This is a genomic window from Rhodococcus globerulus NBRC 14531 (assembly GCF_001894805.1).
Lineage (GTDB): Bacteria > Actinomycetota > Actinomycetes > Mycobacteriales > Mycobacteriaceae > Rhodococcus_F > Rhodococcus_F globerula.
In genome coordinates this window covers 90,217-111,658 of the sequence record NZ_BCWX01000006.1, presented here as the reverse complement: position 1 = coordinate 111,658, position 21,442 = coordinate 90,217, and the positions used below count along the sequence as shown (strand labels likewise).

Genomic DNA, 21,442 nt, shown 5'->3' with positions numbered 1-21,442 from the left:
CGCTGAGCAATTCGTAGAACCAATGCTCTTCCTGAGCTACGATTTGGTCAATGCAAATCTATTGAACTAAGCAATACGATCATCCAGTGACCTCGATCACTGAAGAAAGGTTCACAAAGTGCTCAGCATCGACAAGCTCGACGTCCAGCTACTCGGATTGCTCAGCAAGGATTCGCGCATGAGTGTCGCCGAACTCGCCAACTCGTTGGGAGTCGCCCGGAACACTGTCCAGGCTCGGATGAAGCGCATGGAATCAGGCGGAATCCTCACCGGGTTCCGCCCCAATCTCGATCTCCCCGAAGTTGGCATCCCCATCCAGGCATTTGTGGGCCTCGAACTGGAGCAGGGAAAGATCAGCGCCATCGCGAGGAGCTTGGCCGAGTTGCCCGAGGTGATCGAAATTCACGCCACCACGGGACGCGAAGATCTGCTGGTGCGCGTAGCCACCTCCACCCACGCTGCGCTGCAGAAGTTGGCGGAGCAGATCGTCAGCCTTCCGGGTGTCACTCATTCCACCACCACGATCGCGCTGACCAATCCTCTTCCCTACCGAATCCAGCCGCTGCTCGAGCACCTCACCAACGATGCAGGCTGGGGGCGATCCACGGCGTTCCCGCGGCAGCAGGATTGAGACATGCATTCGCGACGACGCTTCCTGGTGCAGTAGTTTTGTCATTATGAGTGACATCCAGGGACAGCGCATCGCGTTCATTCAGGCGACGTGGCATCGCAACATCGTGGACCGTGCACGTGACGGATTCACAGACGAAATAGTCGGTTTGGGCTACGCCCGCGATTCAGTCGATTTCTTCGAGGTGCCGGGCGCTTTCGAGATCCCGCTGCATGCGCGCCGTTTGGCGCAGACGGGCCGTTACCAGGCAATTGTTGCTGCTGGCCTCGTCGTCGACGGTGGCATCTACCGCCACGATTTTGTGGCGACCGCCGTCATCGACGGTTTGATGCGAGTGCAGCTTGATACTGATGTTCCGGTCTTCTCCGTCGTTCTGACGCCGCACAACTTCCACGAGCATGCCGAGCATGTCGACTACTTCAGCACCCATTTCGTGAAGAAGGGCGCCGAAGCAGCCCGCGCCGTGGACGCTACGGTCACCTCGCTGAAGTCTCTGCCCACCGCCTAGTCGTTCCACAGTCTCGCTGAGTCGGATGGCCTCCCGCTCAGCGAGATTTTTTGTGCCTATTCGAGGATCTCGAGCCTCCCATGGGCGGCGGCGTTCTCCGTGTCCACGGATTCATAGCGGTCGATGCAGGCTTGGAAGTAGGCTCGCATCTCCTTCACCACGGCGATATGGCTGTCGAGAGATTTCTCCAGCGAGTCCTCGCCACCAATGGCCTTCTTTGCAAACTTGTCCGCCAAGGCGCGTCCCGATTCCAGAGTTCCCATGCCTTTGACGTCGCTGAGTCGCTCGCTGAGCACGACCATCAACTTAAGTTCACCTATCCATGCGTCACACGCTGCAACCATTGGTTTGGCCACTTTCGGATCGACGAACAGTTCGCCAGATTCCTGACTCGCCACTGGACCTACTCTCGGAGATTTATCGGGGCAAGGACGAAACAAGCTGCAATGCAAAACTTTCGACAAGTCCACAGGTAGAGCCTTGGTGCGGCGTCCCCGCGTCTGCTTCGATGTTGAGCCACACCGAACCTTGAGATGCCGCAAACGCTAGGTAGCACCCGTCGATGGTTTCGTCAGATTCCCGCTGAAACCACAGTCCGACTCGATCAGCAATTATCGACTCATCGAATTTTGTGTAATCCGAATTGCTTCGCACATCATCAAGCGTGTATTTCGTCGACATGATCGTGAAGAAGTACCACGTCGATTTCCACATACACATCTTCCATCCTGGTTGCTCTACACCGTCAATATCGATGAGCTCCGTCGAAGGGTCGAGACCGACCTCCTCGATCACCGAGTCCGGAATGTCCGTACAGGGGTTGAACAATCCCTCCTGACCAGATGCACGCTCAGGCACACCCTCGACGGTTGAACCACACCCCACCGCAAACAACCCCATGACAATGGCCGCCGCAATACGTCGAAGCCCCGCCAATTTAGGATCCCGATACTTCATGCCGGGCCAGTCGATTCGCATTGTCCCCGTCCACAGATTCATAGCGGTCGATGCAGGCTTGGAAGTAGGCTCGCATCTCCTTCACAACGGCGATGTGGCTGTCGAGAGATTTCTCCAACGAGTCCGCGCCGCCAACGGCTTTTTGTGAGAACTTGGCCGCTAAGGCTCGCCCCGATTCCAGGGTTCCCATCCCCGAAACCGTTGCAATGCGAGTCAATCCATTCCTAATTGAACCGAGTTCACCCAGCCACGCATTACATGCAAGTAAGATGTCTTTAGCGACTATCGGATCTAGTGTCAGTTGTAGATCTGTCGCCGACTGTGGTGAACTCACGACTCTCTTACCCCCGATTTGATTAGCAGCCAGATCTTGCAGTTTTCAAAGTTCTGCGTTGGGTCAGCGTGGAAGATAGCTGTCGAGCTCATCGGTCAACCTCCTCGCCTCGTCACAACTGTTCCCTGTGTGCTCGCTCAAGGCATCCTTTTCGGCATTGATCCAAACTGAACCCTGATCCACCGCGAAGATCACATAGCAAGCTTCGTCTGTGCTGTCTGCACGACGGTATTGCGTGGCACGTCGATCACCGATGTCGACATCAATGAAATCCACGTAGTCCGGATTGCTGCGAACATCCGATATGGTGTAACTCGTCGAATAGATGGTGACGTTGTACCAACTTCCGTCCCAAGAACAGATCTTCCACCCGGGCTGTTCGACCCCGAAAATATCGGCGCTTTCCGTCGCCGGATCAAGCCCAACTCCCTCGATCACCGAGTCCGGTATGTCCGTACACGGGTTAAATAAACCTTCCTGACCAGACGCACGCTCAGGTTCACCCTCGACGGTTGAGCCACACCCCACCGCAAACAACCCAATCACAATGGCCGCCACAATAAGTCGAAGCCCCGCCAATCTAGGATCCTGACACTTCATGTCGCGCCAGACGACCCGCATTCTCCGCCTCCACAGCGAAATAGCGCGTCACGCATTCCTGAAAGTACGCTTCCATCTCATTGAGAACGTCGATGTGACTGAGGAGCGACTTCTCGAGCGAGTCCTCGCCTCCAGACGCTTTCAGGGAGAATTTGCGCGCCAAATCAATACCTGATTGGAGCGTGCCCATTCCCTTCACATTTGATACCCAATCGACCTCCCCAAGGGCCATTTCCAACTCCGCACGCAATGCGCTGCAGCTATCACGGAGTTTGCGGGCCACCTCAAAGTCCACCGCGATGGCGCCGCCTTCGATTCCGTCTTTCCAAGTCAGCCACTGTGACAGTTGGGATCCGTCAGGATTAGCCACTTCACTTCCCCTTGTCCAGTAATTCAATTATCAACTTGGCCAATAAGTTTCAAGTTCCAAACCATATCTCTGCATGAGCACGCATGTAGGCTCCTCGATCGGACGCAGGCCCATCCGGGAGATTTGAAGCCAGATCGAACCTTGTTTAACTTGCGTCGCGAAATAGCAGGACGCACCAACTTGATCCTGAGCACTGGAGTACTGAACACCTTGCCTCTGGCCGATTTCAACTTCGTGAAATCCGGTGAAATCGGTGTTCGCCCGAATATCTTGCAATGAGTGCATGTTCGAAAAAATGACAACGAAGTACCACGGGCCTTTCCACGAGCAGATCTTCCATCCGGGGATTTCAACACCCTCGATGTCAACCTCCTTCGTGTACGGATCAAGTCCGACGCCCCTGATCGCAGAATCCGGAATGTCCGTACACGGATCGAATAATCCCGCTTGACCGGATAGCGGCTCAGCCTCCCCCTCCACGGCTGAGCCGCATCCGACCAAAGCCCATACCAATATCCCTGCCACGAGAAGCCGACCCCCCATCGACATTCTCATCGGGCCCCCTTCGGTATGAACTCACTCTATTTGATGCGCCGGAAACTCAATCGGTTCCCGCTACCGACAAATTCCCAGTTCACATCCACATGTTCGCTTGCAGCGCATCTGTAGCGATTGACGCTGCTCGTGACAGTCGCATACTGGAGGGGTTGACTACAACGTCGGGGAGGGCACCGAGTGAACACGCCGAAAGCACCTGCCAAACCAGCTATCCTCAGCGTCGACGACGACCCCGGAGTTTCCCGCGCCGTCGTCCGCGACCTTCGTAAACGCTACGGCGAGAAATATCGGATCATCCGCGCCGAATCGGGCGATCAAGCGCTCGAAACTCTGCGCGAAATGAAGCTTCGCGGAGACGCTGTCGCCGTTATCGTCGCCGACTACCGCATGCCCGGTTTGAGCGGAATCGAATTCCTCGAGCAGGCAATGGATCTCTACCCGATAGCTCGGCGCGTACTGCTCACTGCGTATGCAGATACCGAGGCCGCGATCGACGCCATCAACGTCGTCGACCTCGATCACTACCTGCTCAAACCCTGGGACCCACCGGAAGAAAAGCTCTACCCGGTCATCGACGCTCTCCTCGACGCCTGGGCCGGCTCCAGTCACCACCCTGCCGAGGAGACCAAAGTCGTCGGTCATCGTTGGTCTGGACGATCCTCTGATGTTCGAGAGTTCCTGGCACGCAATCAACTTGCATACCGCTGGTACATGTCGGACGAGCCTGAGGGACAACGACTCCTCACCGCCGCAGGGGTCGACGAGTTAAACCTTCCCGTCGTCATTGCTCCCAATGGTGACGTGCTGGTCGAGCCGACGGACACCGAACTCGCGGACAAACTCGGCCTGAGCACCACCCTGTCCGAGGACTTCTACGATTTGGTTGTCATCGGCGGTGGACCGGCGGGGTTGGGTGCTGCTCTCTATGGAGCCTCGGAGGGTTTGCGAACTGTCCTCATCGAACGACGCGCCACAGGTGGACAGGCCGGTCAAAGCTCTCGTATCGAGAACTATCTCGGCTTCCCGGACGGTGTTTCCGGATCACAGTTGGCCGATCGCGCGCGGAGGCAGGCAACAAAGTTCGGCGCTGAGGTCATCACAGCCCGCGATGTGACGGGTCTCGAAATCAACGGCTCTGCCCGCACAGTTCGTTTCGACGACGGCACATCCGTTGATGCGCATTCTGTCATCTTGGCCACGGGTGTTTCGTACCGTCAACTTTCGGCTCCCGGTCTCGACACGTTCACCGGCCGAGGCGTGTACTACGGGTCTTCTGTCACCGAGGCCGCGCGATGTAGCGAGCAGGATGTCTACATCGTGGGTGGGGCAAACTCCGCCGGCCAAGCAGCTGTTTATCTTTCACGCGGTGCACGATCCGTCACGATCCTCATCCGGGGCGCTTCACTCGAAGCATCCATGTCCTACTACCTGATTCAACAGATCGAGAAAAATCCGAAGATATCGGTTCGCGCCTGCACCGAAGTAATCGCCGCTGACGGTGACGATCACCTCGAGCGAATCACGCTGCTGAACAGAGCAACTGGTGAAGAAGAGATCGTTGACGCCCATTGGCTGTTCATCTTCATCGGCGCCGCTCCGCTGACGGATTGGCTCGGCGACGTTGTCGTTCGTGATCGCCATGGATTTATCGTCGCCGGCCCCGACCTCGCCGCCGACGGCATCACACCGCAAGGGTGGCCCCTCGACCGAGCACCCCACCACCTCGAAACCAGTGTTCCCGGAGTCTTTGTCGCCGGTGACGTGCATGCCGAATCAGCCAAGCGGGTCGCATCGGCTGTCGGTGAAGGAGCGATGGCCGTGATGTTCGTCCACCGCTATCTCGCTCAACAATAGGGAGATTTGATGTCTGTCCCAGAATGCAGTCCAGAACTTCTTCGCACACTGTTCCTGTTCGAGGAGCTCACCGACGATCAACTCGAAACACTCTGCCAGAGTGGCCACATCACTGAAATCGACCGCGGCCAGGTCTACCTCGAAGGCGACCCGGCATCGTGCTTCTACGTCCTGATCGAGGGCGAACTGATCATGTCGAAACTCTCCGGCGGCGAAGACATCGAGATGGTGCGCACCTCCCAGAGAGGCGTCTACTCCGGCGGTTGGACGTCGTACTTGGGTGATCGTGTCCCGCAAATCTATTCGGTGTCGCTGCGCGTAACGAAGCCGTCGACCTTCTTCGTTCTCGACGCCGACAAGTTCGGCGCTGTAGTGCGCGAATGGTTTCCGATGGCTGTGCACCTTCTCGAAGGAGTGTTCTTCGGGAACCAGAACACCCGCCAGATCATGGATCAACGTGAGCGTCTTCTCGCCCTCGGCTCCCTCTCCGCCGGATTGACCCACGAACTGAACAATCCCGCAGCCGCCGCAGTGCGGGCGACCGCGTCGTTACGCGAACGCGTCGCCGGCATGCGGCGCAAACTGGGGATGATCGCCTCAGGCTTCTACGATCGCGACTCACTTGTCACCCTCATGCATATGCAAGAGGAAGTCGCCGAAGTTGTTGCCAAGGCTCCGACGCTCACGCCCCTTGAAGCATCCGATCGAGAAGACTCCCTGGGTGAATGGTTCGAGGACCATTCCATCCGCGAAGGTTGGGACCTAGCACCAACCTTCGTCCAAGCTGGCCTCGACACCAACTGGCTGGAGACTGTTGCCGCAGCAGTGGACGAGTCCGTGCTCGAGGGGGCAATCCGTTGGTTGAACTACACCATCGAGTCTGAGCTACTGATGAACGAGATCGCCGATTCCACCACCCGAATCTCCACGCTTGTCGGTGCGGCCAAACAGTATTCGCAAATGGACCGCGCGCCCTTCCAGACCATCGACGTTCACGAATTGCTCGACAGCACGCTGATTATGTTGGGACAGAAAATCGGTGACATCACCGTCGTCAAGGAATACGACCGGGCACTCCCACCCATCGATGCGTATGCAGGCGAACTGAATCAAGTGTGGACCAATCTGATCGACAACGCTGTCGCCGCAATGGATGGCAGTGGGACCTTGACTGTTCGCACCAGCCGCGACGGCGATCGAGTCTGCATCGAAATCTGCGACACAGGATCAGGAATCCCCGACGACGTCATCGACAGAATCTTCCAGCCCTTCTTCACCACGAAACCGGTCGGCGAGGGAACGGGCTTGGGCCTGGACATTTCGTGGAGAATCGTTGTCGGCAAACATCACGGTGAACTTCGGGTCACATCCGAACCCGGGGACACCCGCTTCCGTGTTCTCCTGCCGATCTCTGGACCAGAGCGCAACCATGTCGACGATGCCGAGTAGCGCGCCCGACTCGGCGCGCACGATGAATAGGCAGAGCCACTTCAACGAAGGGACTGACCATGACCGACGGACTTCCAGCCGGAATTGATCCGAGTGTGCCGCCGAGCGGTGCCGGGTGCGTCGAATGCGACGCTGCTGGCGGTTGGTGGGTGCATTTGCGTCGATGTACTCAGTGCGGTCACATCGGATGCTGTGACTCATCCCCGTCACAACATGCCAGCGCTCACGCCGCGGCGACCAAGCACCCCTTCATGCAGAGTTTCGAGCCTGGCGAGGATTGGTTCTGGAGCTTCGAAACTCAGGAAGCCTACGACGGTCCTGAATTGGCCCCGCCCACTTCGCATCCCACCGACCAGCCGGTTCCTGGTCCGGCCGGCCGCGTGCCAGCTGATTGGCAGGAGCACATTCACTGAATCTGAATCTACGTCTGTCACTTCACCGGTATGTCGAACGTGAGCCGTGAAGGCTGGACATAGTCTGCCGGATCGGTGAGCAACAGTAGTTCGGGTGACGTCGGCAAGCCTGCAAGCGCTTGACGCAGTCTCTCTTCGTATGCGACGGCCGGCGCGGAGAGCGGTGCGAGCCAATTATCATGGTGCGCCGGCACGAAGAGTGAAGGCCGCAGTGCCCGGATGTAGTCGAGTGGGTCACTGAGCCCGTTCGTGTACTGGTTGTAGCCCTGAATAGACCCGATCTGAACTGTGGACGCTGGCAACGCACGCAGGGCCTCCAGGATCTCCGGAGCGTCGGTGAAGAGCGGCCCTGTGCTGTCGTGCCAAGTCAGTACGAAGTCACCGATCACGAACTGGTAGAGCAACGATCCACCCTCGGCATCGTTGAAATGCGACGCCAGGTGTGCAGTGTCGTGAGGTGTCGGCGGATGTTCGATGGCCGGACTGAAATCGGGCACAAGAACGAGTGGCGGCTGCTCGCCTCGCGGGGCCCGCAGCGCGGAGTGCAAGTGCCGAACAGAGTGCACGGCAACACCGTTGGATAGCGAGAAGTCAGTTCGGTCAGAATCCAGCGGCAACGTTCGGAGCTCAGTTGTCGCTTGCTCTGCGATCTGACTGCAATGCTCGTCTGTTCCAACGATGGTTGCTCCACACATCGAGGCAATTTCGGCAGCGTCAGCGGCGTGATCGAAATGCCCATGCCCAATCAGGATGTGGCTCGGCGCTAGCGCGGCCAGTTCTTCTGGGCTGGTCGGCACATAGTTCGAGAACTCGCCTCGAGGAACCCAGGCGTCCAGAAGGACGACGTTGCCTGCGATGGACATAGCAAAATTCGTGACACCAAACCAGGAAAGAATCGTCTTCGACGAGTCCAATTCGCCGGTCGATGGATCAACATTCTCGGGGCCGAAGAACCGTTGGCGCGCAACGATAGTCGGATTCGCTGACGCTGGAACGGAGGCCGACGCGTTCGTCATTGCAAGGGTTGAGGTGGCCGCGGCGGCAGCTCCCACGAAGAAGGTTCGCCGGCTAACTTCGTTCGAAAACATGACTGCAGTCTAGGTGGCGAGTGCGCACATCAAACTTCATTCCCCACTGTCAGATCATCGACGACACCATTGGACACGCTCCCCGTTCCACCACATTGCAATCCATTGCAACCCTTCACACCCCACCATCGGAGTCCTAGCGTTGATCTACCAGCGGATTCACAACGAAGTGAGGTGCGGATCTATGAAGGCAGCACGGTTCCACGGTCAGAAAGACATCCGAATCGAAGACATTCCCGAGCCCGAAGTGCGGCCAGGTACCGTCAAATTGAAGGTCGCCTGGTGCGGGATTTGTGGCACCGATCTCCATGAGTACCTCGAGGGTCCAATCTTCATCTCGGCGCCCGGCCACCCCCACCCCCTCTCTCATGAGAACGCGCCGGTCACTATGGGACACGAATTCTCGGGCACTGTCGAAGAAGTCGGCGAAGGCGTGACCGACGTCGAAGTGGGCGAAAACGTCGTCGTTGAACCGTATTTCGTCTGCAACGAATGTGCTCCATGTAGGGCCGGCAACTATCACCTGTGCACTCAGATGGGATTCATCGGATTGGCCGGCGGCGGTGGCGGACTCAGCGAAAAGGTTGTGGTTGACCGACGTTGGGTTCACAAGATCGGCAACATCCCATTGGACGAAGCTGCGCTGATCGAGCCGTTGAGCGTTGCACACCATGCCGTCGTTCGTAGCGGCGCCCAAAGTGGCGACATCGCGATAGTCGGAGGCGCCGGACCTATCGGGCTGCTGGTCGCCGCAGTACTCAAAGGTCTTGGCGCAACAACGATCGTCACGGAACTCAGCGGTGCGCGTAAAGAAAAGGCACTGTCCAGCGGTGTCGCTGACTATGTCATCGATCCGAGCAGCGAGGACGTGAAGGCCCGCGTTCTCGAGATCAGCGATGGCATCGGCGCGGATATCGGATTCGAATGTGCCGGTGTCAACGCAGTGCTCGACACCATGCTCGACACCGTTCGACCCGCGGGAGTGGTTGTCAACGTGTCAATTTGGGGCAAGCCCGCGACCATCGACATGCAGAAGCTCGTCCTCAAAGAGATCGATCTGCGAGGAACAATCGCGTACGTCCGCGATCATGAAGCTGTCATCAAAATGGTTCAGGACGGAGTTGTCGACCTCGCCCCGTTCATCACCGGACGCATTCACCTCGAAGAGTTGATTTCAGAAGGCTTCACAACCTTGATCGAACACAACGACACAGCAGTCAAGATTCTAGTTCGTTCATAATTCAACAACCGGGAAATGCGGTGGGGACGTCATGTCTCCACCGCTCCTTGGTTTAGGAGGCTTCCCGCTCCTGCTCAACACACATCGCCGAGTATCGCGCGAAGGCATCGTTCAAGGTCAGGGACTTACGCTTGTCGCCGATATCGCGCGGCGGCGCCTGCCTGGCACATCGCTTCGCGTGCTCGATGACTGCTTCGCGCACGACGCTGGATATGTCCGCGCCCGTAAGCTCCCGGAGCGCCTCGAGAGCCTCGAGTTCCTCTGAATCAAATCTCACTGTTACCGATCGTCTAGCCACATTCAGGATGCTACGTCGAGTCACAGCAATATTGGGAGCTAGGTTCGAGCGACACCCGAAAACTCTTCTCGCCAAACGACTTGAATTCCGATCAGGCTGGTCTGAAAGCTGGGGAACACCAACTCTGTCGGTAGGTTACGCTCCGATGGGCGATCTCCTCGACTACCCTGCTACGGGGAAGCTAATGCACGAAAATGCAAGCACAACGAGCATTTGAGATTGCCCTGCAACCCCACCCTGACTTATGCTTGCAAAATAAGGCATAGGAGCGGCAATGAGTCAGCCACGTAGAAGTTCACCGACGCGCAGCAGTCCTATGCCTGAAATTGCACGCATAGGCGAGCTGTTTGCCGAACGCAGGGTCCAACTCCGACTCACCCAGCAAACACTCGCCGACCTAGCCGGGGTGTCCCGATCCAGCGTTCAAGCGCTCGAATACGGCACCGGATCCGTGAAGCTGGCATCAATCGTCGAAATTGCCGACGCCCTCGGACTGCGCCTGCAGCCAATCACGATCGCCGAACTCGAGGCGCCTCAATGAGCAGCCCTCTCAGCACGACGCTGACGGACATCGACAATGCAGACGTCTACATCGACGACGTGCAGGTTGCCACCCTCACACGCCAAACAAACGACACGATCGAATTCGACTACAGCACGCTGTCATCGACCGGGGCATCGATCCGATCTCACTCAGTGTCATGGTCGTTGCTCGCGAATGGGCACTACCCCGTGGTCACCACCGGCGGTGCGGTTCCCCCCTTCTTCGCAGGCCTTCTCCCGGAGGGTGTTCGCCTCGGCGCGGTAGTTTCCTCGACCAAAACCTCGATCGACGACCATCTGACTCTGCTATTGGCCGTCGGCGCCGACACCATCGGAAATGTGCGGATCGCGCCCGCAGGTAGTGTCCCACCGGAACCGCAACCGATGTTTGCGCCGGAACGAGACGCCAACTTCCACAGCCTATTCAATCGCCTCGCCGGTTCGGTCGACGCAGATCCGCTTGCACTTTCCGGAGTCCAGCCCAAGGTCAGTGCCAATATGTGGTCGGTACCGACAAACACTCCCGCCGGGCCCGCGATCCTCAAACTCACTCCGCCCGTTGGATTCCCACTGTTGTCGGAGAACGAACACTTTTTCATGAGAATGGCGGCAGCATGTGGGCTACGCGTGCCGACCACTCAACTTCTCCACGACGCCGACGGCAGGAGTGCGTTACTTGTCGAGCGTTTCGACCGTCGCGATGGCCACCGCATCGCTCAAGAGGATGCATGCCAAGTTGCCGGCATCTATCCGGCGTCCAAGTACCGGATGAAAACCGAGACTGCCATCACGGCGCTTACCGATGCCTGCGAAGCGGGCGGCGGCTCCAAATCTGCATCCACACTGGAATTGCTTCGCACAGTGACCTTTTCATGGCTCATCGGCAATGGAGACTTACACGGAAAGAACCTGTCGATCTACGCGCCCAACGCATTGTGGCAACCGAGTCCGGCTTACGATCTACTCAGCACTCAGCCGTACACCGGCTGGAATGATCCGATGGCGATGAACCTGTACGGGCGCGCCAATCGCCTGACCCGCGCCAACTTCATCGACGCCGGACTACGGCTCGGACTTCGCGAACGCGCGGTCACCCGAATGATCGACGCGCTGGTCAAAGCTGCACACGGCTGGGCCGAGCGATGCACCGAGATCGGATTCGATGCAAGGACAACAGAACTTCTCGCCGGCCTTCTTCGCCATCGCCTGACAACACTCATGTGACAACTACTTCGATCGGAGCTCGACGTGAGCATTGACCACGTAATTTCAGCAGTCGGTAGCGCCGACGCAGAAAAGATCAAGACCGCGCTGTCAGCGCTCGCTCAAACCTCAACTGCCACGACGACGCTCGTGATCGACGGCGTGACAATCGACGTCCCGGCCTCAGTGGGCGATGCCGTCGTAGCGCTGCTGAAATACCTCGCCAACGGTGACAGTGTTGCGCTCGGTGCCGTTGCCGAACTACTCACAACGTCTCAAGCTGCGGAAATTCTCGGCGTCTCGGACACATATGTCCGCAAGCTTGCCGATGCCGGCAAGCTCCCGATCGAGCTACGCGGAACCCACCGCCGATTCCGACTCGACGACGTCATGGCCTACCGCGAGCAGTTCCCCAAGCGCTCCTAGCTCTTGGTGTACATGCCTTCGATTTCCTTGGAGAACCGGTCGACGACTACGTTTCGCTTGATCTTGAGGGTTGCCGTCATCTCACCGTCTTCCTCGGTGAGATCCCGATCGAGAATCACGAACTTCTTGATCGACTCGGCATGCGAGACAGCAGAATTGGCGTCATCGATCGCCTTCTGCATTTCTGCCCGAAGATCCTTGTCGTCACGCAGTTCAGCGACGGTTGCTTCGGCGGGCTTGCCGTTATCGGCCTTCCACTTCTCGAAAACCTCGGGATCAACCGTCAGAAGTGCCGTGACGTAAGACTTTCCATCGCCGACGACCACTGCCTGCGAGATGATGGAATGCGACCGAATACGGTCTTCCATCGGGCCGGGTGAGACGTTCTTGCCACCAGCCGTCACCAGGAGGTCCTTCTTACGACCGGTGATGGAAAGGTAACCGTCACTGTCGAGCTCACCGAGATCGCCGGTGCGGAGCCAACCGTTGTCGAAGGACTCTTCGGTGGCTTTCTCGTTCTTCCAATAGCCCTTGAAGACCACTCCGCCGTTGAGCTCGATCTCGCCGTCTTCGGCAATGCGAACTCCGTTGCCGCCCATAGGCTGCCCGACGGTGCCGATCTTCTGAGCCCCGGGAATGTTGACGCAATGCGCTGCCGTGGTTTCGGTGAGTCCGTAGCCTTCGTAGATCGGAACGCCGAGTCCACGGAAGAAGTGGCCGAGTTCCGGGGTAAGTGCACCGCCGCCGGAAATGGCAAACCAGCACTCGCCGCCGAGTGCTGCACGTAGCTTCGAGTACACGAGCTTGTCTGCGACGGCATGCTTCGCCTTGAGCACCAGGGACGGGCCACCGGCGTCGAGAGACTGGCTGTACTCCTTGGCCGTTGCTTCTGCAAAAGCAAAGATTGCACCGGGAACCTTGCCGCCGGATTCCGCCTTCCGCGCCGCACCGTCGCGAACCTTCTCGAAGACCCGCGGGACGCCGAGGATCGTATTGGGCTTGTACCGCTCGAATTGCGTTGTAATGTTCGAGAAATCAGACCAATGCGCCTGCGCAGCACCAGCTTCGAACGTCGCCAAGGACACTGCGCGAGCAAGTACATGTGCCAGGGGAAGGAAGGTCAGAACTCGGTTCCCCGGAACCGCGACCTTACCGATCGACGCAGTCAGAATGCCGCGCACCTCGGACAAGAAATTCCGATGAGTGAGGATGCAGCCCTTCGGCCGCCCCGTCGTACCGGATGTGTAGACGAGCGATGCAAGGTCGTCAGCGCGGATACCGTCGAGGCGCTTCTTCAACTCGGTTTCGTCGACGTCGATGCCCTGCTTGGTCAGCTCTGCCACAGCGCCGGCATCGAGCTGCATGACAGCGCGCAGACTAGGGGGCGCATCCTGGAACAACTGCTCGTGCGTCCCCGTCTCCACGATGGCCATGACGGACTCGGAATCCTCGAGGATCCAAGCAACCTGGCCCTTCGATGACGAGTCGTAGATCGGAACCGTCGCAGCGCCGGCCGCCCAGATGGCGAAGTCGAAAAGCGTCCACTCGTAGCGAGTGGCCGACAGAAGCGCGACGCGGTCCCCTGGCTGAACACCGGCGGCAATCAACCCGTTTGCCACGCCCATGACCTGCTCGGCAAATTCTTTCGCCGAGACGTCGACCCACCCGTTGCCCATCGGCCGCGAGAACACCGTGAGGTTCGGGGTGCGCTCGGCGTGAGTGAAGACTGTGTGCACCACCGACTCGTTGTCGGAGATAGTGAACTGGGCTTTGGCGCTGTACTCACTCACAGGGTGTCATCTCCGTCGGTCTGCGATTCTGTGCTGATTCTGAAGCGGTGAAGTGCACGGGCGAATTCCTCGATCTCGGACTCAGTCCAATCGTGCAGCCTGCTGACGACTTGGTCGAGTCGACGCGCGTCGGCGGCGTCGAGATATTTGCGACCCTCGTCAGTGAGGTGGAGCGGATTGCCCAAGCGAACGGGTCCCGGATCGGCATACACCCAGCCTGCGTCGATGCATCCACGCACTTGGCGCGAGATGGTCGAGCGGTTGACGCCGAAAACGTCGGAGATCTCTGTTGCCCGGCAGCCGTCATTGCGGCCGATGAACGAGAGGAACGAGTGCTGCGCGATGGACGGCTGATCGTCGGAATGCCGATCCCCCGTCATCAGCTGTCGCGTCAGATGCACCAGCTCGTCATGGACGGCCGGCGGCCCGGTGAGCGACATTGCTCCGTTGTGTTGCACTGAGCAACTATAACGCCGACCCCTGTGTCCGACGCAATATGACCGCCGCCACCGACAGCAAGTGCGTCGGTGGCGGCGTGAACAGCTAGACCAGATCCTCACCGTTGCGGCGAGCAGTTGCCCAATCCTTGAAGAATCCCTTGCTGATGACTCCCAAGACAACCAGCACCAACGCCGGCCAGATCAGAACATAAATGGTCAGTAGAGCTGTACTCATTCGTATCCCTTCCACTTGCCTCGACGGTTACTTTCCGGACGCTCCCACAGCAGGAAACTCTTCCTTGTCGAAGTCTCCCGTCCGCTGCTTGATCAGTTCGAAATCGAACGTCTCACGCTGATTGACGGACATCGCAAAACACACGACGGTACTGACGGCATAGGCCACCAAAGATCCGCTGAGCGTTGGGTAGTCGTGCAGGAAGCCGATCGCGAACGGCGCGGACAGCACGATCGCCAGGCCACCGACGATCTGCGCAACCTTCAGACCGAAGAATCCAAATGTCATGAGCCCCAGCACCACTCCGATACCGACAACGGCAACGATGTCGGAGAGGATCCCGAACATCCCATCCATCGGCACCCAACTGAATCGGACGGGCAAGAAGGCAGCAAGAGCCACCAGCACCGACACAGTGAAGGCTTTGTTGGTGACCTTGCCCCAGTAGAAGCTCGCAATAACCGGGAACACCAAAGCGCCCCACAGCGCGCCGACGAAAACCAACAGATCCAGAATGCTCAATTGCAGACTTGCCAAGGAGATAGCCGCCGCCGTGGCAACAATCATCGTTACTCGGCCGATAAGCAGCATCCGTCGAGGGTTCGCATTACCCTTGCCGGCGACAGCCTGGCCGTAGACGTCGGTCATCACGATGGACGAGAGTGCAGCAAGGTCCGAGTCCGCCGTCGACGACAGCGCGCCGATGATCATGACAAAGAAGACAGCAAGCAAAATTCCGGGCAGGTACGACGCGGCCATCTGAGGAATCAGGTTGTTGACGTCACCATCAGTTGGCTCGATTCCGAGGTACAGCGCGAGAACACCCAGCATTCCGACACCGATGACCGTTGCGCCGTATCCCACAGTTGCGGTGATGAAGGTGGGCTTGATCAGGTCTTCGCGGACCGCGAAGAGTCGTTGGGCGATGGTCTGGTTGCCGATTGCGTAGGCAAGAACTGCCGCGATGTACGGTGCACCCTGTTCGAAGAAGGCAACGCTCGAGAAGAAGTTGCCCTGCTCAGCAGTGAGGTTGCCTGCGCCGGATTCGAAGGCCGCCGGGAACCCAGCTGCGAAGAAGATGAACGGCACCAAAACCGCTACCGCACCGAGCATTCCGATCAGCTGAACGAAGTCGGTCAACACCGAAGCACGGAAACCTGACCACAACGTGTACAGCAGGACGCCCAGCGCGACGATGAACACACCCTGGATGAAGTTGAACGGCGAAAGCAACGCGATCAGCAGACCACCAGCGAGGAAGTTCGACATCAAACTGATGAGACTGCCGACGATATTGGAGCCCGCAAGCATCAGCTGACTCGAGCGTCCGTGCCGCGCGTACATGACCTCAGCCAGAGTGTGGGCTTTCGGCGCTACTTTACGAATTCGCTGCCCAAAGGGATAAATGAAGAGAATCATCAACGCGCCCCACAAACCGTAGTGAATGGGGCCGGAGATTCCGTAGGTGTAGCCAGAAGTGGCGGATGCGTACATCGACGACGCCCAAATCCAAGTGGCCGTCATACTCGCGGCCGAAACACCAAATCCTAATTTGTTTCCGGCGGTCATAAAACCGTCGGCATTTTCCTGCTTCTTACCAATACGAAGAGAAATCAGAAATGTTCCACCATAAAAAGCAACAAGCAGTGAAACAATTACCAAGGTACTGAACTGGACCATGTCGGACCCCGTCACACGCCACATCCTTCGCACATAATCGGCAGAACGACGCACAAAAACCCCTGTTCAGGATCTTTGCGCTTCGCTTCTGCACGCCCTAGGAGCGACCGTCATACCAACACCGGTCACATATTCAATTGACTAGCAACACGCACTTCGTCTTTTCCGAAACCCAACCTCCACAAAATAAATCTTCTGCGCAAGCTTTTGGCTCGACCTCGCAATTCAACAACTGAGGATCGACCCTAGCATGATGGCAATTTCGAACAAAAACTCGCATATTTTGCCACCCGAAAATATTCGGGATTCCGTCGCCGGAAAATCATGCGCTTCCAGCACATATAACAACTCTGCATCGATTGATATCGACGGTCGATTCGATCGGGTAATTATTTAGACAGAACCATCCGGGCAAAACGTCGGCCCCACTCAGGATCGGCGGAAACATGCTGGTCCAACGGATTGGAGACAATCGCCCCGATCATTCGCAGGTACAGGAGAGTGTCTCTCACCATCCACGTCCAATCGTCGTCGCCGAGGAGTGTTCCGTCTGTTGTCGACCAACCCAATGCCGTGAGTCCTTCGATCATCACTTCACTACGTTCGGACTCCGACAAGCCGGCAGCCAACGTAAGGAACAGAATTCGGCCGGCTTCCTGCGCCAGCTCGCCCTTTCCCAACGGCATGGTCATCACGATGTGGCGCCACAGCTCGCCTTCATACGCTAGAACTGACGCGCCGAGTCGAGTCAGAATCAAAGTGCCTCGGAGTTTCCGGACCAATCTCAGGGTCTTGGCGATCTCAACAAGTACTGCTAATTGCGAGTCACTCCCTACCGCGGCATCGATCCACTCACTGTCCCAATCGAGTTCGTCTCGGGCAGACGCACCAAGGTCCGGAGGCAGTGACCCGGACGACGTCAACACAATCCCACCGCCTCGCGCGGAGTTCAGCAGCCACAGCAACTGGCGGGTTGCTCCCTCACGCATCGTCTCGAAGTAGTTGTCATACCCACCACTTAGCTCCGCTTTGGCAACTGCGGCAAACAGTTTCGGCGCGGAATGAACCGACATACGGCGTAAGAACGTCTCGAACAGCGAGCTGCCCACAGGCGGTGACTTATGCAGTGCCACTGCAGTGGTGACTGCCGCATTGGACTCTGTGAGAACAAAACGTTCGGGATCGAACAGCCCGGTACTCACCTGCGCGTTCAGGAACTCGAGATACCCGACCGGACCGCCAGAATCCTCCGGCGGGCACGCTCTCGCGCCATCAAGACAGGATGGCGCAGAAATCGGCTGGTCTTCGACAATCTGCTCGAGAACCAACGTGTGGCTCCACCTCGCGCGGACGTTGTACTCGTATCGGACGTAGTCCCCTACCCCGGTGACCGCCTCGTCGATCCGGACTTCGTCCTCACCAAACTCGTCTTCCTGATATCCATCGCGCTCGATCGCCTCTCGCGCGATATACCGATCTGGGCCATTGCTCGTTGAATGATGGACGCTCACCCACTGATGTGCGTGTTGATCACCCCATCCCATGACCGCCTGGATGATCGAATGCAATTGGTCGAGTTCGATATTCGACGGCACCGAGAACCTTCGCCAAATGGGTGGCGCGACGCAATCAAGTTCGATCCGCATGACAAAGTTCGCCACCTCCGGCCGTCGACGCTGATTCCGCATCTGCCTCGGCGTACGGACGGTTTGTGCCGCTTGAAATGCAGGCACCAAACGCAGATGTGAAGCTCGTCGAACTCGCTGACCCGTCATTTGTGGAGACTAGATCTACCTACCGACAAGCCGAGATACTCACTGCCACAAAGCTGCCGGATTTGTCGGGACTCGAGTCACGTCGCTCTGCGCCGGCGAAGTTCTACTCAGCGCCCGTCGAAAGGGACACTATTGGATGATCCACTAAGCGGACAAGAGTGTGCGCCGACTACCGTAGACCTGACACCCACCGCACGAAAACAGTGCCAAGCGCCTGCTCGGACTGGCACAGAACATGAGGATCCATGAGCGACCACGACACGACCGCCGACCAGCCCCTCCACATCAACGGCGCCATTGCCCTAGTGACGGACGAGCGCGACGAATTGGTTCGCCTGTGCGTTCAGACCCTCGCCGAACTGCTGGGCAGCGAGCCCGACACCGACGATGACGGCGACATTGTCGTGCCGGTTCACGGGTTTGTCGTTTACGTGACGGTCGCGGATGACGGCCCCCAGATCAACGTCTGGTCCTCGGTCCTCACGGGTCTCGGTAATCCCGCCCATGCTGCAACCCAGCTGATCGAACTCGCACAGGAATGGCCGCGCCTGCGCTTCGCCTTCAGCGGCGACCACCTGCTGGTCTCGACGATGCTTGATGCGGACCCCTTCGCCCCGCAGCATCTCCTCAACCTGGTCGACGAGGTTCACGCCTTCACTCACGAGCTCGACGACGATTTTGCAGAGTCCTTCGGCGGCACCCTCGACTGCGACGAAGATGACGACAGTTACGCCGGCGAATGCAACACCGGTGGCTGCGGCGACGATTGTGACTGCGATTGCGGCGATGACGCACCTGACAGCGAGATCGATATCAAAGCAGTCGTGTCGACGCCCGGCAAGTAGCCCGCACCCCACGACTTATATTGCGCGCGTGCATCTCTGCGATTGCAGGGGTGTACGCGCGTTGACGTTTGTCGTCGCTTCTCGGGACTGCCGGAAGCGACAGAATCCAACCTTCACGGCGAACGCTAATTCAGTCAATACCGTGAAGTGCAAGCGCGGCTACACCACAACAGCCGCGAAACGTGCCAGGATCGCCACATGCCGATCGAAGACGCTGGATTCGAACCGCCAGAGGCATGCGTTCACTGGTGCCAGGCAAGAACTTACGATCTGCATATCCTCGACGACGAAGCCAGCGTCGACCTCGACTGGTGGAACTCCCACCTGCGCGATTCCGAGCACGAGATTCAGCTACGCGGTCGAAACGACGATGGAAAAATCGTCACCGAGGGAATAGCAACCGTACAGCGAAATGACCTTCGGCCTGGCAGCGAACTCATTATCGCGACCCACGACGGTCTCGGACTGCTATTTCTCTGCGCGGCGTGGCAAAGCGCTCACCGAGGACGTCGCTTCAAACGCCGATTTCCCGACGTATTCGGCGCACCAATCGCGAAGGGCGAGGATCCGCTACAGCCGATCAAGTCCATCCTCGATTACTGCTTGAAAACTCGCACGTTGCCAGCCATCCACCGCGGCACCTGGTCAGGGTGGCCGGTGACACCTGGCGTTGGAGTTTCCCTCCTTGCTGCATTCATGTGGGCAGCGGAAGTATCAGAGGCAGGTGGCCGTGCCCAGTTGATCGACCAATTCGGTGTCTCGACCCTGATTCACGAAGGCTGGCTGGAAGATCCATCGGTCAGCGGTTTCACACTTCGCAGGTACCACCGCTACAACCAACTGCTCAGTTCGTGGGCAACCACTGCCCAAACCCGCCCCGAGCTGATCGAAATGTGGCTGATCAAGCGCTGGAATGCTCGGGTTCACGAGGCTCGGCAGCGCGGAAGCGCAATACCGATGTTGTTCTGACTTCCGTCATCACCGCACGGACTGCGCCGGTCTGAGCAGCAAGCAATAGCACGCAAACCGCAATGCGACAGCCGACAAAACAACGAGTCGGCATCTAGCAAGCAGAGTGATGCCCAAACGTTGTCAGGTTGTACGTACAAGAAGTCATAACCATACAGATTGCGGAATACGAGCTCGAGGAAAGTCGCGGATCACGAATCTTCCCTGGTCAGTTCGCCGTGCCGAAATTGACATGCTTCCAACGGGCCGCGTATTCACCCGGAAATCCCGAAGCTTCCTCGAATACGCTAATGCTGAAGCCTCGTTTGACAAGAAGTCCGCAGTTTTAACACACCTCGAACCCCCACATACAGCCGGTTCGGAAGGCGAATAGCAGAAATTGAGACCCAAGATACGCCGCCGCACTTAATCCCAGCGTCGCTATTCCACTACTACGGGCGCGCGAAAGACTGAGCCAGCTCGGCAGGCAATGCGTCAATCGCCGCAGAGTACAGGTCCTTCTCTCGCACTAGATCGGCGTTATCACTCGCCTGTGTGAGTGCCTTACTCGCGCATTCGATGTCTCGGGGCCTCGTGGAGGCTGCAATCTCTTCCGCTCGCGCCGCGTTGTTGACAGCAGCTGCAAAAGCGAATGCGTCAGGACCCGCATTCGTGTTGCTCTTCCCCGAAATTGTCGCGACTCCAGAGACCTTCGGGCCATCAACCACTACGTACGCGTTTCCTCCGCCACTTTTCTTCGGTGCCGCGAGCGCGAAGACCCCCAGCGCCACGATCCTGGTCGCTGTGAGCCGCTGCTTGATGCTCGACTCATCGGCTGCAGTTGCCTTGACACCAATGATCGAACCGGAGCCTTGTGGGGTTTCTATCCACCTCTCAAAGAGCACCACACCGCCAACATTCTTCAAACGACGCCCCTTTTGGTCCTTCAAGGCGTCTAGCGTTAGCTGAGCCACCTTCACTCGTTGATCGTATTCTTTTGCCTTTCGTTTGTACGACTTCTTTCGATCTTTCGTGAGCGTAAGGGCCTGCTGAACCTCTGGAGACAGCGCATCGAACTTCTGCTTCTCGAGATACTTCCAAATCACCAAACCCGAAACAATCACGACGATGACTGCAACAATGACGACTGTCTTCATTTACCTTCGATCCTAAGATGCGGGCGATCAGGGATTCTTCAAAGCAACAGGGTGATCTCCTCGTACCGAACACGGTTCACGTTCTGGAGATTCAGGCCTG

Annotated in this window: 24 protein-coding genes; 11 read left to right on the top strand and 13 right to left on the bottom strand. The window is 57.9% G+C overall.

The annotated features are described in order from the left end of the window. Positions 1 to 118: 118 nt before the first annotated feature. On the top strand, positions 119 to 631 hold the full coding sequence (locus RG2_RS26190) for an Lrp/AsnC family transcriptional regulator (RefSeq protein WP_033236034.1): 513 nt from the start codon (positions 119 to 121) through the stop codon (positions 629 to 631). 46 nt (positions 632 to 677) lie between these two features. Next, the gene (locus RG2_RS26185) at positions 678 to 1,139 is read left to right on the top strand and encodes a 6,7-dimethyl-8-ribityllumazine synthase (RefSeq protein WP_033236033.1); all 462 of its coding nucleotides are present in this window, start codon (positions 678 to 680) and stop codon (positions 1,137 to 1,139) included. Positions 1,140 to 1,195: 56 nt separating this feature from the next. Here RG2_RS26185 and RG2_RS26180 read toward each other — a convergent pair whose 3' ends face one another. The 5 genes from RG2_RS26180 to RG2_RS26155 all read right to left on the bottom strand — a co-directional run bounded on the left by RG2_RS26180 (position 1,196) and on the right by RG2_RS26155 (position 3,955). Then, positions 1,196 to 1,537: a hypothetical protein gene (locus RG2_RS26180; RefSeq protein WP_230590328.1), complete on the bottom strand. Its 342-nt coding sequence runs from the start codon at positions 1,535 to 1,537 to the stop codon at positions 1,196 to 1,198. A gap of 19 nt (positions 1,538 to 1,556) precedes the next feature. Next, complete coding sequence (locus RG2_RS26175; protein ID WP_230590326.1) at positions 1,557 to 2,117, bottom strand: DUF3558 domain-containing protein; 561 nt, start codon at positions 2,115 to 2,117, stop codon at positions 1,557 to 1,559. Between the two features lie 376 nt (positions 2,118 to 2,493). Next, positions 2,494 to 3,051, bottom strand: coding sequence for a DUF3558 domain-containing protein (locus RG2_RS26165; RefSeq protein WP_116538763.1), 558 nt, complete (start codon positions 3,049 to 3,051; stop codon positions 2,494 to 2,496). Further along, positions 3,011 to 3,400, bottom strand: coding sequence for a hypothetical protein (locus RG2_RS26160; RefSeq protein ID WP_230590324.1), 390 nt, complete (start codon positions 3,398 to 3,400; stop codon positions 3,011 to 3,013). The genes RG2_RS26165 and RG2_RS26160 overlap by 41 nt, the downstream gene beginning before the upstream one ends. A gap of 30 nt (positions 3,401 to 3,430) precedes the next feature. Next, entirely contained in the window at positions 3,431 to 3,955 is a 525-nt protein-coding gene (locus tag RG2_RS26155) for a DUF3558 domain-containing protein (RefSeq protein ID WP_051730671.1), read from the bottom strand. A gap of 180 nt (positions 3,956 to 4,135) precedes the next feature. Here RG2_RS26155 and RG2_RS26150 point away from each other — a divergent pair, with 180 nt between their 5' ends. Genes RG2_RS26150 through RG2_RS26140 form a run of 3 tightly spaced genes read left to right on the top strand, consistent with a single transcriptional unit; the run spans position 4,136 to position 7,674 of the window. Beyond that, entirely contained in the window at positions 4,136 to 5,812 is a 1,677-nt protein-coding gene (locus RG2_RS26150; RefSeq protein ID WP_033236032.1) for an NAD(P)/FAD-dependent oxidoreductase, read from the top strand. Positions 5,813 to 5,821: 9 nt separating this feature from the next. Continuing rightward, a complete protein-coding gene (locus RG2_RS26145; RefSeq protein ID WP_033236031.1) occupies positions 5,822 to 7,261 on the top strand; it encodes an ATP-binding protein in 1,440 nt (479 codons plus the stop codon). A gap of 59 nt (positions 7,262 to 7,320) precedes the next feature. Further along, on the top strand, positions 7,321 to 7,674 hold the full coding sequence (locus tag RG2_RS26140) for a UBP-type zinc finger domain-containing protein (RefSeq protein WP_033236030.1): 354 nt from the start codon (positions 7,321 to 7,323) through the stop codon (positions 7,672 to 7,674). A gap of 17 nt (positions 7,675 to 7,691) precedes the next feature. On the opposite strand, the gene RG2_RS26135 is transcribed toward RG2_RS26140, so the two are convergent. Next, positions 7,692 to 8,762 carry an MBL fold metallo-hydrolase gene (locus tag RG2_RS26135; protein ID WP_051730670.1) on the bottom strand — a complete coding sequence of 357 codons (1,071 nt, stop codon included), beginning with the start codon at positions 8,760 to 8,762 and terminating at the stop codon, positions 7,692 to 7,694. 184 nt (positions 8,763 to 8,946) lie between these two features. Here RG2_RS26135 and RG2_RS26130 point away from each other — a divergent pair, with 184 nt between their 5' ends. Beyond that, positions 8,947 to 10,002 carry a 2,3-butanediol dehydrogenase gene (locus RG2_RS26130; protein WP_033236029.1) on the top strand — a complete coding sequence of 352 codons (1,056 nt, stop codon included), beginning with the start codon at positions 8,947 to 8,949 and terminating at the stop codon, positions 10,000 to 10,002. A gap of 52 nt (positions 10,003 to 10,054) precedes the next feature. On the opposite strand, the gene RG2_RS26125 is transcribed toward RG2_RS26130, so the two are convergent. Next, positions 10,055 to 10,279 carry a hypothetical protein gene (locus tag RG2_RS26125; protein ID WP_033236028.1) on the bottom strand — a complete coding sequence of 75 codons (225 nt, stop codon included), beginning with the start codon at positions 10,277 to 10,279 and terminating at the stop codon, positions 10,055 to 10,057. 295 nt (positions 10,280 to 10,574) lie between these two features. On the opposite strand from RG2_RS26125, the gene RG2_RS26120 reads away from it, so the two are divergent. The 3 genes from RG2_RS26120 to RG2_RS26110 are packed head-to-tail and all read left to right on the top strand — an operon-like array spanning position 10,575 to position 12,472. After that, positions 10,575 to 10,841: a helix-turn-helix domain-containing protein gene (locus tag RG2_RS26120; protein ID WP_033236027.1), complete on the top strand. Its 267-nt coding sequence runs from the start codon at positions 10,575 to 10,577 to the stop codon at positions 10,839 to 10,841. Further along, positions 10,838 to 12,067 carry a type II toxin-antitoxin system HipA family toxin gene (locus tag RG2_RS26115; protein WP_033236026.1) on the top strand — a complete coding sequence of 410 codons (1,230 nt, stop codon included), beginning with the start codon at positions 10,838 to 10,840 and terminating at the stop codon, positions 12,065 to 12,067. Before RG2_RS26120 ends, RG2_RS26115 begins: the two co-directional genes overlap by 4 nt. A 24-nt stretch (positions 12,068 to 12,091) precedes the next feature. Then, positions 12,092 to 12,472, top strand: coding sequence for a helix-turn-helix domain-containing protein (locus RG2_RS26110; RefSeq protein ID WP_033236025.1), 381 nt, complete (start codon positions 12,092 to 12,094; stop codon positions 12,470 to 12,472). On the opposite strand, the gene RG2_RS26105 is transcribed toward RG2_RS26110, so the two are convergent. From RG2_RS26105 to RG2_RS26090, 5 genes are all read right to left on the bottom strand, one after another. Then, positions 12,469 to 14,262 (bottom strand): AMP-dependent synthetase/ligase, encoded by a 1,794-nt coding sequence (locus RG2_RS26105; RefSeq protein ID WP_033236024.1) that lies wholly within the window; start codon positions 14,260 to 14,262, stop codon positions 12,469 to 12,471. The genes RG2_RS26110 and RG2_RS26105 overlap by 4 nt on opposite strands. After that, positions 14,259 to 14,702 (bottom strand): MarR family winged helix-turn-helix transcriptional regulator, encoded by a 444-nt coding sequence (locus RG2_RS26100; protein WP_033236023.1) that lies wholly within the window; start codon positions 14,700 to 14,702, stop codon positions 14,259 to 14,261. The genes RG2_RS26105 and RG2_RS26100 overlap by 4 nt, the downstream gene beginning before the upstream one ends. 103 nt (positions 14,703 to 14,805) lie before the next feature. Next, positions 14,806 to 14,937 (bottom strand): putative transporter small subunit, encoded by a 132-nt coding sequence (locus RG2_RS32100; protein ID WP_003941363.1) that lies wholly within the window; start codon positions 14,935 to 14,937, stop codon positions 14,806 to 14,808. Between the two features lie 27 nt (positions 14,938 to 14,964). Further along, positions 14,965 to 16,617, bottom strand: a complete 1,653-nt coding sequence (locus RG2_RS26095; RefSeq protein WP_230590332.1) for a sodium:solute symporter family protein — start codon at positions 16,615 to 16,617, stop codon at positions 14,965 to 14,967. 389 nt (positions 16,618 to 17,006) lie between these two features. Continuing rightward, positions 17,007 to 18,263: a plasmid pRiA4b ORF-3 family protein gene (locus tag RG2_RS26090; RefSeq protein ID WP_051730675.1), complete on the bottom strand. Its 1,257-nt coding sequence runs from the start codon at positions 18,261 to 18,263 to the stop codon at positions 17,007 to 17,009. Positions 18,264 to 18,637: 374 nt separating this feature from the next. Between RG2_RS26090 and RG2_RS26085 the strand changes: the two genes are divergently transcribed. Beyond that, positions 18,638 to 19,237 carry a T3SS (YopN, CesT) and YbjN peptide-binding chaperone 1 gene (locus tag RG2_RS26085; RefSeq protein WP_033236020.1) on the top strand — a complete coding sequence of 200 codons (600 nt, stop codon included), beginning with the start codon at positions 18,638 to 18,640 and terminating at the stop codon, positions 19,235 to 19,237. 198 nt (positions 19,238 to 19,435) lie between these two features. Further along, positions 19,436 to 20,206, top strand: a complete 771-nt coding sequence (locus RG2_RS26080; protein ID WP_033236019.1) for an 8-oxoguanine DNA glycosylase OGG fold protein — start codon at positions 19,436 to 19,438, stop codon at positions 20,204 to 20,206. Positions 20,207 to 20,637: 431 nt separating this feature from the next. Here RG2_RS26080 and RG2_RS26075 read toward each other — a convergent pair whose 3' ends face one another. Next, positions 20,638 to 21,342 carry a hypothetical protein gene (locus tag RG2_RS26075; RefSeq protein WP_033236018.1) on the bottom strand — a complete coding sequence of 235 codons (705 nt, stop codon included), beginning with the start codon at positions 21,340 to 21,342 and terminating at the stop codon, positions 20,638 to 20,640. Positions 21,343 to 21,442: the final 100 nt, after the last annotated feature.